Origin of the sequence: Bradyrhizobium sp. AUGA SZCCT0222 (assembly GCF_018130205.1) — a bacterium.
In the GTDB taxonomy this organism is placed as follows: Bacteria; Pseudomonadota; Alphaproteobacteria; order Rhizobiales; family Xanthobacteraceae; genus Bradyrhizobium.
In genome coordinates this window covers 1-15633 of record NZ_JAFCLX010000036.1, presented here as the reverse complement: position 1 = coordinate 15633, position 15633 = coordinate 1, and the positions used below count along the sequence as shown (strand labels likewise).

Annotated in this window: 14 protein-coding genes; 7 read left to right on the top strand and 7 right to left on the bottom strand. The window is 63.2% G+C overall.

Annotated features, from left to right (window positions below; all coding sequences use genetic code 11):
• The first annotated feature begins 98 nt into the window (after positions 1 to 98).
• Entirely contained in the window at positions 99 to 1004 is a 906-nt protein-coding gene (locus JQ629_RS26340; RefSeq protein ID WP_212415110.1) for a LysR family transcriptional regulator, read from the top strand.
• A gap of 197 nt (positions 1005 to 1201) precedes the next feature.
• The gene (locus JQ629_RS26335) at positions 1202 to 1459 is read left to right on the top strand and encodes a hypothetical protein (protein ID WP_212415109.1); all 258 of its coding nucleotides are present in this window, start codon (positions 1202 to 1204) and stop codon (positions 1457 to 1459) included.
• A gap of 121 nt (positions 1460 to 1580) precedes the next feature.
• On the opposite strand, the gene modC is transcribed toward JQ629_RS26335, so the two are convergent.
• The 6 genes from modC to mepA all read right to left on the bottom strand — a co-directional run bounded on the left by modC (position 1581) and on the right by mepA (position 5761).
• A complete protein-coding gene (modC, locus tag JQ629_RS26330) occupies positions 1581 to 2255 on the bottom strand; it encodes a molybdenum ABC transporter ATP-binding protein (RefSeq protein ID WP_212415108.1) in 675 nt (224 codons plus the stop codon).
• A 2-nt stretch (positions 2256 to 2257) separates the two neighbouring features.
• Complete coding sequence (gene modB / locus JQ629_RS26325; RefSeq protein ID WP_212415107.1) at positions 2258 to 2953, bottom strand: molybdate ABC transporter permease subunit; 696 nt, start codon at positions 2951 to 2953, stop codon at positions 2258 to 2260.
• A complete protein-coding gene (modA, locus tag JQ629_RS26320) occupies positions 2953 to 3738 on the bottom strand; it encodes a molybdate ABC transporter substrate-binding protein (protein ID WP_212415106.1) in 786 nt (261 codons plus the stop codon). The genes modB and modA overlap by 1 nt, the downstream gene beginning before the upstream one ends.
• Positions 3739 to 3938: 200 nt before the next feature.
• On the bottom strand, positions 3939 to 4442 hold the full coding sequence (locus tag JQ629_RS26315; RefSeq protein ID WP_212415105.1) for a hypothetical protein: 504 nt from the start codon (positions 4440 to 4442) through the stop codon (positions 3939 to 3941).
• A gap of 1 nt (position 4443) precedes the next feature.
• Positions 4444 to 4653 (bottom strand): TOBE domain-containing protein, encoded by a 210-nt coding sequence (locus tag JQ629_RS26310; RefSeq protein WP_212265795.1) that lies wholly within the window; start codon positions 4651 to 4653, stop codon positions 4444 to 4446.
• Positions 4654 to 4813: 160 nt separating this feature from the next.
• On the bottom strand, positions 4814 to 5761 hold the full coding sequence (gene mepA, locus JQ629_RS26305) for a penicillin-insensitive murein endopeptidase (protein ID WP_212415104.1): 948 nt from the start codon (positions 5759 to 5761) through the stop codon (positions 4814 to 4816).
• A gap of 276 nt (positions 5762 to 6037) precedes the next feature.
• Here mepA and JQ629_RS26300 point away from each other — a divergent pair, with 276 nt between their 5' ends.
• Entirely contained in the window at positions 6038 to 6439 is a 402-nt protein-coding gene (locus JQ629_RS26300; protein ID WP_212415103.1) for a L,D-transpeptidase, read from the top strand.
• A gap of 41 nt (positions 6440 to 6480) precedes the next feature.
• Here the strand turns inward: JQ629_RS26300 and JQ629_RS26295 are convergent, their stop codons facing one another.
• The gene (locus JQ629_RS26295; protein ID WP_212415102.1) at positions 6481 to 7479 is read right to left on the bottom strand and encodes a Bug family tripartite tricarboxylate transporter substrate binding protein; all 999 of its coding nucleotides are present in this window, start codon (positions 7477 to 7479) and stop codon (positions 6481 to 6483) included.
• Between the two features lie 138 nt (positions 7480 to 7617).
• On the opposite strand from JQ629_RS26295, the gene JQ629_RS26290 reads away from it, so the two are divergent.
• The 4 genes from JQ629_RS26290 to JQ629_RS26275 all read left to right on the top strand — a co-directional run bounded on the left by JQ629_RS26290 (position 7618) and on the right by JQ629_RS26275 (position 15074).
• Positions 7618 to 8829: an FAD-dependent monooxygenase gene (locus JQ629_RS26290; RefSeq protein ID WP_212415101.1), complete on the top strand. Its 1212-nt coding sequence runs from the start codon at positions 7618 to 7620 to the stop codon at positions 8827 to 8829.
• 306 nt (positions 8830 to 9135) lie between these two features.
• Positions 9136 to 10311, top strand: coding sequence for an ABC transporter substrate-binding protein (locus JQ629_RS26285; protein WP_212415100.1), 1176 nt, complete (start codon positions 9136 to 9138; stop codon positions 10309 to 10311).
• 83 nt (positions 10312 to 10394) lie between these two features.
• The gene (locus JQ629_RS26280) at positions 10395 to 12512 is read left to right on the top strand and encodes a methyl-accepting chemotaxis protein (protein WP_249135285.1); all 2118 of its coding nucleotides are present in this window, start codon (positions 10395 to 10397) and stop codon (positions 12510 to 12512) included.
• Between the two features lie 342 nt (positions 12513 to 12854).
• On the top strand, positions 12855 to 15074 hold the full coding sequence (locus JQ629_RS26275) for a putative bifunctional diguanylate cyclase/phosphodiesterase (RefSeq protein ID WP_212415099.1): 2220 nt from the start codon (positions 12855 to 12857) through the stop codon (positions 15072 to 15074).
• The last annotated feature ends 559 nt before the right edge of the window (positions 15075 to 15633 follow it).

Below are 15633 nucleotides of genomic sequence, written 5' to 3'. Positions count from 1 at the left end.
TCCATAACTTCCGGGCGTTGCGACGGGGTCTCTTTACGACGTGGCAATGATCACATAAAATGAATAATAAAGATGATTATGATCCCATGGAGAGATGTATGGATCTGTCCGATTTGAAGATTTTCAGCGCGGTTGTCCGCGAGGGTGGCGTGACGCGGGCCGCGGAGCATTTGCATCGCGTTCAATCCAATGTCACGACGCGCATCCAGCAGCTCGAGGACGACATCGGCGTTCCGCTCTTCATTCGCGAGGGCAAGCGCCTGCATCTTTCACCGGCGGGGCAGGTGCTGCTCGACTACGCGGACCGGCTGCTCGCGCTGGCCGACGAGGCGCGCAACGCGGTGCAGGATCCGAGGCCACGCGGAATCTTTCGGCTGGGGGCGATGGAGAGCACCGCGGCCGTACGCTTGCCGGGACCGGTCAGCGAGTATCATCGCCTTTATCCGGAAGTGGAGCTCGAACTTCGCACCGGCAATCCCCCAACGCTTTCAAAGGCGATCCTGGCCGGCGAGCTCGATGCTGCGCTGGTGACGTTGCCGATTGCGGATGCGTTGTTTGAAAAGGTTGCGGTGTTCGAGGAAGAACCCGTGATCGTGTCCGCTGCCGGCACGCTGGCGATCGGCCAAGGCAGGAGTAAAGGCAAGGACAAAGGCAAGAAGGAGTATTTCCCGCGAACCATCATTGCCTTCGAGCATGGTTGTCCGCATCGCAAACGGCTGGAGGATTGGTACGCGCTTCGCGACCAGATGCCGGAGCGCACGATTGAGCTCGGCTCCTATCACGCGATGCTCGGATGTGTCGCTGCAGGAATGGGCGTCGCGCTGCTGCCCAAAAGTGTTCTCACCACGTTTCCGGAGAGCAAACGCTTGCGGGTGCACCGGTTGCCGCCGGGCGAGAACAGGGCGGATACCTACCTGATCTGGCGCAAAGGTGCGGGTTCGCCGAAGATTCAGGCGCTGCGCGACGTGCTGGGTGAGTATCCTGCGGGCAAGCGCACGAGCTAGACCAGGATGTCGTTTCGCCAGACTTCGTCACGGCGAACGCTGCAGAAAGGGAGAAGGCCCCAGCCTTCGGCTGAGGCCTTCTTGCGATGGCCTTCAGCTTACAGATAGCGACCGCAGACGTAGATGCGACGCGGTCCGAAGTCGGACCACACCGTCTTCCAGCAGCTTCCGCCGATGTAGAACGATCCGAAGTGATGATGGCCGTGGTGATGATGACCGTGGTGGTGATGATGGCCATGACCGTGATGATGATGACCATGATGATGACCATGATGATGGCCGTGATGGCCATGACCGTGATGCCCACCATGACCGTGGCCACCCTTACCACCGGCCGAAGCCGGGGCAACAGCAGCAGCGGTCAGAGCGATCGCGGCAGCAGCTGCAAGAGCGATTTTACGGAACATAGTTGTAGTCTCCATTGTGCTAGGCGTGATTGCCTGATGCGCTTATGAGACGTGTCGTCCGCGAAAATAGTTCGAAAGATTTTTCTGAACGGGTGTTCAGGAAGTGGCTATAAACACTGACTTTTTTGAGTTTTTCGCCGTTCAGATGTGATCTGGATCACGGACGACATCAAGCAGGCGTGCTGCCCGTCAACACCTTGACGCCGCCGAGCGCGGTGACGCGTCCGTTGCGCAGCATCACGATCTGCGTTGCGAGCTGGCGCAGCTCCGCGGCATCGTGGCTGACATAGACCATCGGGATGCCTTCGTCGCGCAGTCGGATCAGATAGGGCAGGATTTCGACCTTGCGTCCCTCATCGAGCGATCCCAGCGGTTCATCGAGCAGCAGCAATCGTGGTTTCGACAACAGCGCGCGGCCGAGCGCGACGCGCTGACGCTCGCCGCCGGAGAGTTTTCCGGGCCGGCGATCCAGCAGGCCGCCGATGTCGAGCAGGCCGGTGATGCGCGCATGCTGCGCCGGATCCTCGGCGAGGCTGTTCATGCGCCGGCCGTAGTCGAGATTTTGCCGCACGTCGAGATGCGGAAACAGCCGGGCATCCTGGAACACGTAGCCGATGCGGCGGCGGTGCGGCGGCACGTGCGCGCCCGTCGAGGTGTCGTCGAGCGTTTCGCCGTCGAGGGTGATGACGCCGCGATCGGGCCGCAGCAAGCCCGCGATCATGTTGATCAGCGAGGTCTTGCCGGCGCCGGACGCGCCGAACAGGCCGGTGACGCGGCCCTCGCTGGTGAACGAGGCTTCCAGCGAGAACTCGCCAAGCTGCTTTGTGACCTCGACGCGCAGCATGGTCAGTTCCCGTGCAGGCGCTGCGTGGCGCGCCGTGCGAACCACTCGGATGCGATCAGCGCGCCCATCGCGATCACGATGGAGATCAGCACCAGCCGCCCCGCCGCGCGGTCGCCATCGGGCGTCTGGATCAGCGAATAGATCGCCGAGGAAATCGTCTGGGTCTCGCCGGGAATATTCGAGACGAACGTAATGGTGGCGCCGAACTCGCCGATCGCCTTGGCAAAGCCGAGCACCATGCCGGCCAGGATGCCCGGCAGCGCCAGCGGCAGGGTCACGGTCGCAAATACCTGCCACGGCGCGGCGCCGAGCGTGCTCGATGCCTGTTCCAGCCGCCGGTCGATCGCCTCGATCGACAACCGGATCGGCCGCACCAGAAGCGGAAACGACATCACGCCGCAGGCCAGCGCAGCGCCGGTCCAGCGAAACGCGAACACGATGCCGAGATTGTCGGCCAGCCACGCGCCGACCATGCCGCGGCGGCCGAAGGTGAGCAGCAGCAGATAGCCTGTGACGACCGGCGGCAGCACCAGCGGCAGATGGACCAGTGCGTCGAGAATGGATTTGCCCCAGAAATTGTGCCGCGCCAGCAGCCACGCCAGCGCGATGCCGAACGGCGTCGCCACCAGCGTTGCGATGATGGCGACCTGCAGTGAGAGCAGGATCGCCGTCCATTCCGTCGGCGAGATATCGAACATCAGGTCGAGGGACTGACCAGGAACTTGAAGCCGTATTTCTCGAGGATGTTCTTGGCCGCGGTCGAGCGCAGGAAGGCAAGATAATCCGACGTCTCCGGCCTGGCGGTCGTGGTCGCTGCGACGGGGTAGATGATCGCGGGATGGGAATCGCTTGGGAAGGTGCCGACGACCTTGACGCCGGGCTCGACCCTGGCGTCGGTGGAGTAGACGATGCCAAGTACGGCTTCACCGCGCGCCACCAGCGTCAGCGCCGCGCGCACGCTGTCGGCCATCGCGAATTTCGGCTCGGCCGCCTGCCAGGAGCCGAGCTTCTCGAGTGCGGCCTTGGCGTATTTTCCGACCGGCACGGATTTGACGTCGCCGGTCGCGATCCTGCCGTCACCCGCGAGCTTGGCGAGGTCGAAGCCCGCGCCGATGTTCACGTTGTCGATCTTGGAATCCTTCGGCGCGATCAGCACGATGGAATTGCCGAGCAGGTTGACCCGGGTCGGCTCGTTGATGGTTTTCTTTCCGATCGCGTAATCCATCCAGTCGGTGTCGGCGGAGATGAAGACGTCGGCCGGCGCGCCCTGTTCGATCTGTTTTGCCAGTGCCGAGCTCGCGGCATAGCTTACCGTGACCTTGACGCCGGTCTTGGCCGTATAGGCGGCGTCGATGTCGTCGAGCGCATTCTTCATCGAGGCGGCGGCGAACACCGTGATGGTCTTGTCCTGTGCCGCAGCGGGCGAATGGATCGCGCCAAACAGAATGAAAAAGGCGGCAAAAATTCCGGCGGGACGATACATGTTGGCGCTCCGTGCGAGTCTGCGGCGCGGTTGGCGCGCGCAAATCAGGCATTGGTTGGGTCAGGGATGCGACAGGCGGAAGCGCCGTTCCGGCAATCCCGATGACTTACGGTCGGTCGGGATATCGCTGACCGGAACAATAGCAGGCTGACCGGCCGGGTAAAGAGACCTCAAAGGGACTTCTCGTCTCACACCTTGGCCTATTCGGTCGGCAGGATCGCGATCGAGATCGAATTCTCCCTGGTCCCGCTGATCTGCAGCACGAACGGGTTCGCCGACAGTTCGAATTTCATGGTCTTGCGGATGCCGTCGCAATCGGTGGCGCCGCTGTGCGCCTTCGGTTTCAGGAAGCTGCCGTTTTGCACCACGTCGACCCAGCCGCCCGAGGACAGGCTGATGCTGTAGAGGCCCGCTTTCGGCGGCGCCTTCACGGTGACGAAGCCGGCAAAGCTGCCTTCCTTCGGCGCGCGCTCCGGCGGCGTCGGCAGCCTGGCGTCTGCGGGCGCGACCATGGCGAGTGTCAGGCCCGTTGACGGCAATGTCCCGAGTTCAACGCCTGACGCAAGCGTGGCGCGATCCGGCGCGGTCAGCATCGCGCGTTCGCGCTCGATCGGCCATTTGAACTTGTCGCAGCCGCTCGGCTCTTCGGCGGCAACAGCGGGCGCGGCGCCGAACAGCAGCGCCACCAGCAGGATTACGCGCATGTCAGTCCACCGCGATCATGACATCCGAGGCCTTGATCACAACGATGGCCTTGCCACCCGTCTTGATGCCGAGGTCATCGACGGCTTCGTTGGTGATCGAGGAGGTGATGATCTGGCCATTGCCGATATCGACGCGGACATGCGAGGTGGTCGCGCCTTTCCTGACTTCGACGACGGTGCCCTTGATCTGGTTGCGTGCACTGATGCGCATGACGGTCCTCACGAATGAATGCTGCGCGCAGCTAAGCCGCGCACAGAGTGGCTATCGGTTGAGATGTGAAGCTAAGGACCGTCGTCCCAGGAAGTCTGCCCGCGCTTACGGCGTGAGGCGCTTCGACACTAGCGCATTGCGGACGAGAATGAAATGGCGGCTATTGCTTTGCATCCGGTGCGGTCAGCACCGCTTTGCAGGCCGGGGGGAGCTGCGCCATCGTCATCGGCGGCTTTGGTTTCGGCGGGATGAGCGGCGGCTTCGGATGGAGCACGGAATCCTTGAACCAGAAGGCGAGGTCGCCGGCGCTGCAGCCTTCGCCTTCGGTCGGATCAGGCTGGCTTTCGCATTCGCCGGCGCCGGGCGGGCATTTGATGCGGATGTGGAAATGATAGTCGTGGCCGTACATCGGCCGCACCTTGTGCAGCCAGCTGCGATCGCCCTTGGCCTCGCGGCACAGCGCCTTCTTGATCGCGGCATTGACGAAGATGCGCTGCACCGTCGGCTCCTGCGCGGCGGCGCGGATCACCACCAGATGGCCTGGTGTGAACACTTTGGGATCGATGTCGAGCCGGTCGGAGCGCACCATCATGACCGCCGACGTTTCCTCGCGTTCGTTGCGCGAAAAGCGGCGGTTCGGCATCGGCGTCAGCCAGATGTCGGCGTCAAGCCCCACTTGATGGCTGGCATGTCCTGTCAACATCGGGCCGCCGCGCGGCTGCGACATGTCGCCGACCAGAATGCCGGGCCAGCCGGCATCCTTGTGCGCCTTGTTGGCCAGCCGCTTCACCAGCGCGACCATGTCCGGATGCCCCCAGTAGCGGTTGCGCGACAGCCGCATCACCTGCCAGGTGTCGCCGTTGATCGGCAGTCCCTCCGCGCCCGCGATGCAGCCATGGGCGTAAAAGCCGAGCACCCGCGTCGGCGCCGCCGCCGGCAGCAGCTTGCGGCCGAACAATTCCTTGGCGCCGATGTTGGGGTCGTTGGGGTTGGCCAGCGGCGGCAGCGGCTTGGGGTCGACGCTGCCCTTGTCCTGCGCCCATGCCATGGTGGCATTGGCGAGACCGATCAGGACCAGGAGCGGGATCAGAATCAGGCGGGGTGTCATCGGATCACTCTAGCTGCCCAAGACGTAACATGGAATCGGCAGCGCGGGACAACCGCGCCAATCGCAATTGTTTGATCTCCCACAGCATCTGTTCGCGGCATTTCCACGCTATCCCGGTTGCCCCGGGTTAAGATTAATTTCGGACCCCTTGCGCCCGGCGGGGCCGCCGCTCTTTACAACGGCGCGTTTCCAAAACACATCATGCCGCCATTAGAGAGCTGTTTTTGGCGGCAGGGCGTCATTATGAAATTTCGGTTGGGTATGCGGCTGTCATATATGGCCGCGATTTTCATGTCGGCATTGGCACTGAGCCCGGCACGCGCCGCGGTCGTGGTCCAGATCGATAAATCATCGCAGCGCATGGCCGTCAGCATCGACGGCGCGACGCGGTACAGCTGGCCGGTCTCGACCGGCCGCAGCGGCTATGGCACGCCGAGCGGCGTATTCCGTCCGCAATCGATGCATCGAAGTTATTTCTCGCGCAAATACTATAATTCGCCGATGCCGCACGCGATCTTCTTCCATCACGGATTTGCCATTCACGGCACCACGGACATCAGGCGGCTCGGCGGCCGCGCCTCGCATGGCTGCGTCAGGCTGCACCCGTCGCATGCGGCGGCACTGTTCGCGCTGGTGCAGCGTAACGGCCAACGCAATACGCGGATTCAAATCAACTAGCGGCGTGACCTGGGCCACCGGCGCGCCACTCGTTCGATGTCTTATTGCAGCTGGATGTTGGCCGACTTGATCACCGCGGCCCATCGATCGACTTCCTCCCGCATGTATTTGGATGTCTTGTCGATGGATCCGCCGAAAATATCGGCGGACAATTTCCGCAACTGTTCCTGTACTTCGGGCTGACGCAATACCTCGTTCACGTCGGCATTGATCTTGTCGGTGATGTTCTTCGGGGTGTCCGGCGGCGCCACGATGCCGTACCAGGCGACCGCCTCGAAACCGGGCAGCGTTTCGGCGATCGTCGGCACGTCGGGCAGCGCCGGCAAACGGGCGGGCGAAGCGACCGCCAGCAATTTCAGCTTGCCGGCCTGGACCAGCGGCAGCGAGACGCCGAGATTGTCGAACATCACGTCGACGTCGCCGGCGAGCAGGCCCTGCAATGCCGGCGCCGAACCGCGATAGGGAATATGGCGCAGTTTCACCCTGGTCATGAGTTGAAACAGTTCGGACGTCAGATGCGAGGTCGTGCCGTTGCCTTGCGTGGCGCAGGTAAGCTTGTCGGGATTGTTGCGCAGATATTCGATCAACTCGGTTACGCTCGACGCCTTGACGTTGTCCGGATTGACGATCAGCGCGTTTGGCACCTGCGCCATCACGATAACAGGCTCGAACCTGGTCGGATCGAAGCCGAGCTTCGGGTACAGGCTTTGGTTGATCACCAGCGGTGGCGGCGGTGACGAGAGCAGCGTGTAGCCGTCCGGCGCCGAACGATAGGCCGTTTCGGACCCGATGTTTCCGGCCGCACCCGTTCGGTTCTCGATCACGACCGGCTGGCCCCATTTTCGTGACAGCCATTCCCCGACAATCCGGGGAACGGCGTCAGCGGTCCCTCCGGCGGGAAAGGGCACGACGATCTTGACAGTGCGATCCGGATAATCTCCGGCCAATGCCGGTGCGTGAACATGCGCGGATAAAGCCAGTAGCAATGGCAGCACCGCCAAATGCCGGCCGTTCGGGGCCAGAGCCGTAAAGCCGTGCATTGAAATGCTCCCGCTGTCGCTTCTCTTTCCGCCGGTCTGCGCTGCCGGCGATGGCGCTTGGTGTTTCCTGTGAGGGAGGATAGCTTGAACGGACAGGCTTCCGAAGCCTTTTCGGTTTCGGAGCCGAAGGATAATACGATGCAACGAAAACGGCTCAGGGTTGTCATCGTTGGCGGTGGAATCGGCGGGTTGTTTGCGGCGAACGCGCTGATCGCCCGCGACTTCGATGTCTCCGTCTACGAGCAGGCGTCCGCGCTCGGTGAAATCGGGGCAGGCGTGTTTCTGACGCCAAACAGCGTTCGCCAACTGCAACGGGTGGGCCTCGGGCCATCGGTGGAGAAGTTCGGCGCCAGGGTCGGCTCCGGTTCGCATTATTTCCGTCATGACGGAGCGCCCATAGCGCCGGTTCAGGTGACCGACTCTTCCGGCTGGAACGCGACATTCGGCATGCACCGCGCCGACATGGTCGAACTGCTGGCGGCCGCGCTGCCTCAAGGCGTGGTGCGCACCGGACACCGCGGCGTTGGCCTTGAGCAAACCGGCGACGTCGCGCATGTATCGTTTGCCAATGGCGCAACTGTCGAAGGCGACATCGTCATCGCGGCGGATGGCATCCATTCCGATCTCCGCCACTACGCCGCGCCGCCGTCGCGCCCGGTGTTTCATGGATCCGTCGCCTATCGCGGCGTGCTTCCGCATCACCTCATTCCGCACTGGCCGGCCGATCGCTGGCTGATGTGGCTCGGCAAGGCGAAACACTTTCTCACCTTTCCGGTGCGATCAGGCGAACTCATCAACTATGTCGGCTTCGTGCCGGCCGACGCGGAGATGAAGGAATCGTGGTCGGCGCCGGGTGACCCTGACATGCTCCGCCGCGAATTCGAGGGCTGGGACCCGCGGATCGGGACGCTGCTCAGCCAGGTTCAAAAAACATTCCGCTGGGCGCTGTACGACCGCGAGCCGTTGCCGGCCTGGACCAAGGGTCGGCTGACGCTGCTCGGGGACGCCGCGCACCCGATGCTGCCGCATCTCGGGCAGGGCGCCAACCAGTCGATCGAGGACGGCATGGCGCTGGCGACCATTCTGGCGCGTGCCGATCCCGTCAACGTCCCGGCAGCACTGCTGGCCTATGAACGCCTGCGGCGCGAGCGGGTGGCGGCGGTTCAGCGCGGCGCACGCGAGAACGGCATGCGCTACAACTCCTCCTACGCTGATCTCGGCGTACGCGACGCCGAGATAACGGCGCATGCGGCGTTTCGCAGACAGCTCTACGATCATGATGTCGTACCGGAAGCGGAAGCCGCAGCAACCGCGTTGACGCCAATCGCTGGCGCCTCACCGGCATCTTAACCCTTCGATAACCTTGCCGGTCACCGCAGGAATTTCGGACACTTGTCGCTGATCCGCGCAAGTGACGATTCTGCTTTGAGTATTTCCCGGGTAGTTGGTCGATCGCCTTGTGCGGCCATAGGTGCAACCCGGCCGCGAACCTCGCCTCGATTCAGCAACCGTACAAATACGCACCGGTCAAATCATTAATCTGTTCTGAAGCTATCGGGTGCACAATCGCAACGCAGTGTTGCTTTGTCGTCATGCCAACGATGACCCGGGCCAGCAGATCCGTTCGACCATTACACCCGCCAAAGGACAATTCATATGCGAGCTACTCCGTTCAACGCCTTCCTTGCTGCGTCGGCTGTTCTCTTCGCGACGAGCATTCCCGCCTCCGCCGAAAACGGCGTGTCGGCTGACAAGATCGTATTTGGTCAAGCCGCGGCGCTTGACGGTCCGGCCTCGGCCTTGGGCCAGGGCATGAAGATCGGGCTGGAAGCAGCCTTCGCCGAGATCAACAAGGCCGGCGGCGTCAAGGGCCGCAAGCTCGAGCTCAAGAGCGTCGACGACGGCTATGAGCCGACCAAGTCGATCGAAGCGGCCAAGAAGCTGCTGGAGGAAGACAAGGTGTTCGCGCTCGTCGGCGCGGTCGGCACCCCGACATCCGCCGCCACCCAGCCGATCGCAAATGCGGCAGGCGCGCCCTTCATCGGTGCCTTCACCGGCGCTGAATTCCTGCGCGAGCCGCACAAGCCGCTGGTGATGAATATTCGCGCCAGCTACTTCCAGGAAACCGAAGCCATGGTCGAACGGGTGACCAAGGACCTCGGCGCGACCAGGATCGCGATCATGTACCAGGACGACGCTTTCGGTCAGGCCGGCCTTGCCGGCGTCAAGAAGGCGCTCGAAAAGCGGCAGATGCAGCTTGCCGGCGAAGGCACCTTCGAACGCAACACGGTGGCCGTGAAAGCCGCGCTGCTGGCCATCAAGAAGGCCGAGCCCCAGGCCGTGATCATGATCAGCCCCTACAAGCCCGCGGCTGAGTTCATCAAGCTGGCCAAGCAGATCAAGCTCGACGCCACTTTCGTGAACATCTCCTTTGTCGGGTCCGATGCGCTGGCAAAGGAACTCGGCGCGGCCGGCGCCGGCGTCGTGATCACGCAGGTCGTTCCGTTCCCGAAGGATGCGGCGATCCCGGTGGTCGGGCGCTACCATGCTTCACTCAAGGCCAGCGCGCCCGACGCGCAGCCCGGCTTCGTTTCGCTCGAGGGGTACCTCGTCGGCCGTGCGATTGCCGCCGCGCTCGAGAAGGTTGATGGCGACCTTACCCGCCAGGCCATGATCGACGCCGTGCAAAAAGCCGGCAGCCTCGATCTCGGCGGCTTCAAGCTCTCCTACAGCCCCACCAGCAACCGCGGCTCGAATGAAGTGTTCCTGACCGTGATCCAGGCGGACGGCAGCTTCAAGGCAGTCGAGCGGCTCGAGAAGACCGGATCGTAAGTTCAGAAAGCCGCGAGCACCGGGGTAACGCCCGGCTGCTCGCGGCACTATTTTATTTTGCCGTTGTTATTTGGAGTTTTGCGATGAACGCTGGCTTGTCGTGGTATCGCCTCGGCCTTCGCGGTCGCTTGTTTATGGCCTTTGGCGTCGTCGCGGCGCTCACGGTGCTCGCAAGCGGCAGCGCGATCATCTCCTACGACAGCCTCGGGCGTTCGCTGGGCGCGATCTCCGAGAAGAGCCTGCCTGAGATCACGCGAGCCTCCGAGGTCGCCAGGGCCGCCGGCGACGTCGCCGCCGCGGCACCGCGCCTTCTCGCCGCGACCGATCAGGCCGAGCGCGATCACGCCTCCAAAATTTTGACCGCGGCGCGTCAGGAGCTCAAGCAGAGCATCGGCGCGCTCGCCGCCGACGACGTCGCCAAAGTCAGCAAGACCGCCGATCGCATCCTGGTCAATCTCGACCGGCTGCTGCAATCCGTCACCGAGCGCCAGACCATTGCAGCCTCGCGCGACGCGCTGGTTGCGAGCCTGCGCAAATCGCATCAGAAGCTTGCCGAAAAACTGTCGCCGATGGCCGATGACGCCGGGTTCAGCCTGACGATGGGCCTGCAGACCGCGGCCGACAACAAGGATCTGGAAGTCGTTCAGAAGACGCTGTCGGCGCTGGCCGACAACGAACTGGCGTCGCTGCAAGCCATTCTGGAGTTGCGCGCGGAATCCAATTTGATACTGGGCATCCTGGTGGAGGCCGCCGACCTGCCGTCCGCCGATCTGCTGCCGCCGGTCAAGGACCGTTTCACGGCGACCGCAGGCCGCCTTGGCAAGGCCGCCGCGGCCTTCAAGAATCCCGAGGCGTCGAAACTGGTCGATGAGCTGGTCAAGACCGGCAAGGACGCCGGCAACATTTTCGAGCTCAAGCAACGCGAACTGGTGGCCGCGAAGGCCGGCGCCAATGTGGTGACGGAGAACCGCACGCTCGCCCAGGAGTTCGAGAAGGAAGTCGCCAGCCTGCGAAAGCGCAGCGAAGCGGGCGCTGCCACCGCGGTCCGTGAATCGGAGGCGGAGATCGGGCAGGGACGCATCATCCTGATCAGTCTTGCGCTCGTCAGCCTTTTAACGGCGCTGGTCATTGGCTGGTACTATGTCGGGCGCGGCGTCGTGCGCCGTCTGGTGCATCTGCAGAACAGCATGAAGTCGATTGCCGCGGGCGATCTGGCGACCAATATCGCGACCGCCGGCTCGGACGAAATCGCCGACATGGCGGGTGCGCTGCAGGTCTTCAAGGACAACATGCTGGAATCGAACCGGCTGCGCGCGGAACGTTCGGAAACCGAAAAGCACGCGCAGGCCCAGCGAAGGGCGGAAATGCAAAAACTCGCGGCCGAATTCGAGGCCGCGGTCGGCGAGATCGTGCAGACCGTATCCTCGGCCTCAACGGAGCTGGAAGCCTCGGCGACCAGTCTGAGCCGGACCGCCGAAGAGACGCAGCAGCTCTCCGGCAGGGTGGAGGCGGCGTCTGAGGAGGCCTCCTCAAACGTCAGATCGGTCGCCGCCGCGACGGAAGAAATGACCGCCTCGGTTGCCGAAATCAGCCGTCAGGTCCAGGAGTCGAACCGGATCGCCGGCGAAGCCGTCAATCAGGCGGAAATGACCGACGCCCGCATCAACGAGCTGTCGAAGGCAGCCTTGCGGATCGGCGACGTCGTCAACCTGATCACCACGATCGCCGAACAGACCAATCTCCTGGCGCTGAACGCCACCATCGAGGCGGCGCGCGCGGGCGATTCGGGACGGGGCTTTGCGGTGGTCGCCCAGGAAGTGAAGGCGCTCGCCGCGCAGACCGCCAATGCAACCAAGGAAATCAGCAGCCAGATTGCCGGGATGCAGGTGGCGACCCAGGAATCGGTCGTGGCGATCAAGCAGATCGGCGCCACCATCGGCCGGATCTCGCAAATCGCGGCGACGATCTCGACCTCGGTGGAGCAGCAGGGCGGCGCCACGCAGGAGATCGCGCGCAATGTCGAGCAGGCTGCAGTGGGCACCTCCGATGTCGCCACCAACATTGTCGATGTGAACCAGGGTGCCCGCCGGACCGGCTCCGCTTCGGCGCAGGTTCTTTCCTCGGCTCAGTCGCTGTCCGGCGAAAGCAACCGCCTCCGGCTGGAAGTCGGCAAATTCCTCGACACGGTGCGCGCCGCCTGAGCGTTTTAGACGGCTTGCACTGTGCGACGATCAGCTCCGGCTTAACGCTTCAATAACCTTGTCGACCATTGGCGCATATTGGTGCGCCAGCGCGAGATTTCGCGCATTCCGTGTGCAATCCAGATGCGTGTTGCGTGTTCTTCGTGCGCTGGCTGAGATTCTGCGTGTGCATTTCCGTTTGGTCTCGCGCGCCTGTTGCGGCAACACACGCATAGCGTGAACCAGCCTTTTTAGCGGGCACCGGAGAGCCGGGCACGGGGCTGTTCGAGCCGGCAAGAGATTACCATTTTTTCAGACACTTATCGGAGAACATTGCACGCAGAAGGCGGGTGAGGCGCGGCAATGCCGAAGATAAGGCCAAAGACAATCAAGAAGCCAAAGCAGCCCTCGATTGCTCGCCTGTTCGGTCGACCGGTAAAACCGAGCCCAAAGCTTTCAGGCAATCGCCGTCATGGTCCCGCCGAGCGCAGCGAAATCGCGCGCACGCGCGCCGAGGCGGAGGCCGCGATTGCGGACGCGCGCAAATCGCATGAACGGCTGCGTGAGGCGATCGACATCCTGCCCCAGGGCATCGTGTTTCTCGACGCCGAAGGCCGCTACATTCTCTGGAACAAGAAATATGCGGAGATCTACACCCGCAGCTCCGATTTGTTCAGGCCGGGCGCGCGGCTGGCGGACACCATCCGCGTCGGCGTCCAGCGCGGCGATTATCCGGAAGCGATTGGCCGCGAGGAGGAATGGCTCACGGAGCGTCTGACCAGGCTTTGCCAGCCCGGCGATCGTCACGAGCAGACGCTGGCCGATGGCCGCGTGATCCTGATCGACGAGCGGCTGACCGAAGACGGCGGCGTCATCGGTCTGCGCGTCGATATTACCGAGTTGAAACAGCGCGAGGCGTCATTCCGCCTGCTGTTCGACAGCAACCCGGTGCCGATGATCGTTTGTTCGCTGGATGGCGAGCGCATTCTCGGCGTCAACGACGCCGCGCTCCAGCACTATGGCTATAGCCGCACCGAGTTCGAGCGACTGACGATCCGCAGTCTGCAGGCGTTCGATCCGGAATTGCCGTGGGCGGGCGATCGCAGCAGTGAAGAACAGGCGGCCCGGACCTGGAAGCATGTCAGGGCCGACGGCGCCTTGATCGATCTGGCGATCTATTTGCGCCAGCTGGTTTACGGCGACCAGCCAGCCGTGCTGCTGGCGTTGATGGACATCACCGAACGCAAGCGTGCCGAAGCGCGGCTTGCCTTCATGGCCCAGCACGACGGCCTGACCGGGTTGCCGAACCGCACCCTGCTGCGCCAGCAGATGGACGATCTCCTGCTGCATACGCGGCGCAGCGCCGAAAAGGTGGCGGTGCTGGTGCTCGGCCTCGACAATTTCAAGGCGGTAAACGATACGCTCGGCCATGGCATCGGCGACAAGCTGCTGCGCGGCGTCGCCAAGCGCCTGCGATCGACGCTGCGTGAGGAAGACGTGCTGGCCCGCCTCAACTCCGATGAGTTCGCGATCGTCCAGAGTGGGGTGACGCGCCCCGAAGACGCCGTGCTGCTGGCCAGGCGCCTGCTGGAAGCCATCGGCGACCCCTATCTGCTCGACGGCCATTCGGTGGTGATCGGCGCCAGCATCGGCATCGCGATGTCGCCGAGCGACGGCGACGAGTCCGAGAGATTGCTGAAGAACGCCGACATGGCGCTGTCGCGCGCCAAGAACGAGTTCCGGGGCACGTTCAGCTTCTTCGAAGCCGAAATGGACGCCCGCGCGCAGTCCCGCCGCAAGATCGAGATCGACCTGCGCCACGCGATCGAGAACGATTTGCTGCGGCCGCACTACCAGCCGCTGGTCGACCTTTCGACCGGTCGCGTCACCGGCTTCGAAGCGCTGGTGCGCTGGCCGCATCCCGAACGCGGCATGGTTTCGCCCGGCGAGTTCATCCCCGTTGCCGAAGAGACCGGCCTGATCAACGCCGTCGGCGGCCTGATGCTGCGCCGCGCCTGCATGGATGCGGCGCAATGGCCTGACGACGTCCGCGTCGCGGTCAATCTGTCGCCGCTGCAGTTCCGCGTCGGCAATCTGTTGTCGATGGTGATGGAGACGTTGAAGCAGACGGGTCTTGCCGCGACGCGGCTCGAACTCGAGATCACCGAGACGCTGGTGCTGGAAAAGAGCAGCCAGGTGCTGGCGACGCTGCACGCGCTGCGCTCGCTCGGCGTCCGCATCTCGATGGACGATTTCGGCACCGGCTATTCTAGCCTGAGCTATTTGCGCAGCTTTCCGTTCGACAAGATCAAGATCGATCAGTCGTTCGTGCGCGACCTCGGTTCCAACCGCGACGCGCAGGCGATCGTGCGTTCGATCATCAGCCTCGGCAAGGGCCTCGGCGTCACCATCACCGCCGAAGGCGTCGAGACCGAAGCCGAACTGAGCTGCCTGCGCAACGAAGGCTGCCACGAAGGCCAGGGTTTTCTGTTCAGCCGCGCCCGGCCCAACGCCGAGATCGTAAGCCTGTTGAAGGCGCAGCGCGGCGAGGAAGCCGGCGGGGATGCGGCGCTGGTGGCGTAGGCCCGCGTCTAACCACCCGTCATTGCGAGCGCAGCGAAGCAATCCATAGCCAGCCCCGGGAGGGATGGATTGCTTCGCTGCGCTCGCAATGACGGCTGAGTGCGGCAAATTGACCCGACGGGCAAGTCAGTTCTGATTTACGGAATTCGTGTCAAGTAGAAAATTTCTGTAAATCAAAAATATTTCTGTTGTCGGCCGACCCAAATCAGTGCGCATCTATCGCCATCCCGTCCTGGTCAGAAGGGCGTCGGCCGTCGTCACGGACGTTGGACGGGTTGCGGTGGACGCTGGTTTACGCCTCGACGACGGCGTGGATAAGCGTACGGCAAAACCGTGTGGTCCTGGCATCCGTTGCAGGTGTCAAGCTGTCGGAGAAGCGCAAGCGGGAACGGCAGCGACGGAGTCAACCAAGAACTCGTCTCCGGGGAGAGCACGGCATAAGCCGTAAAGCCATTGCGCAGGGGAGGCCGGGTGTTCACCGCTGCCCTGTATGCTCGTGTGCACTTTGTTTTGTGCAAACCGCACGCGAGACCGCGGGTGCAGCGCGCACCCGGTCTTC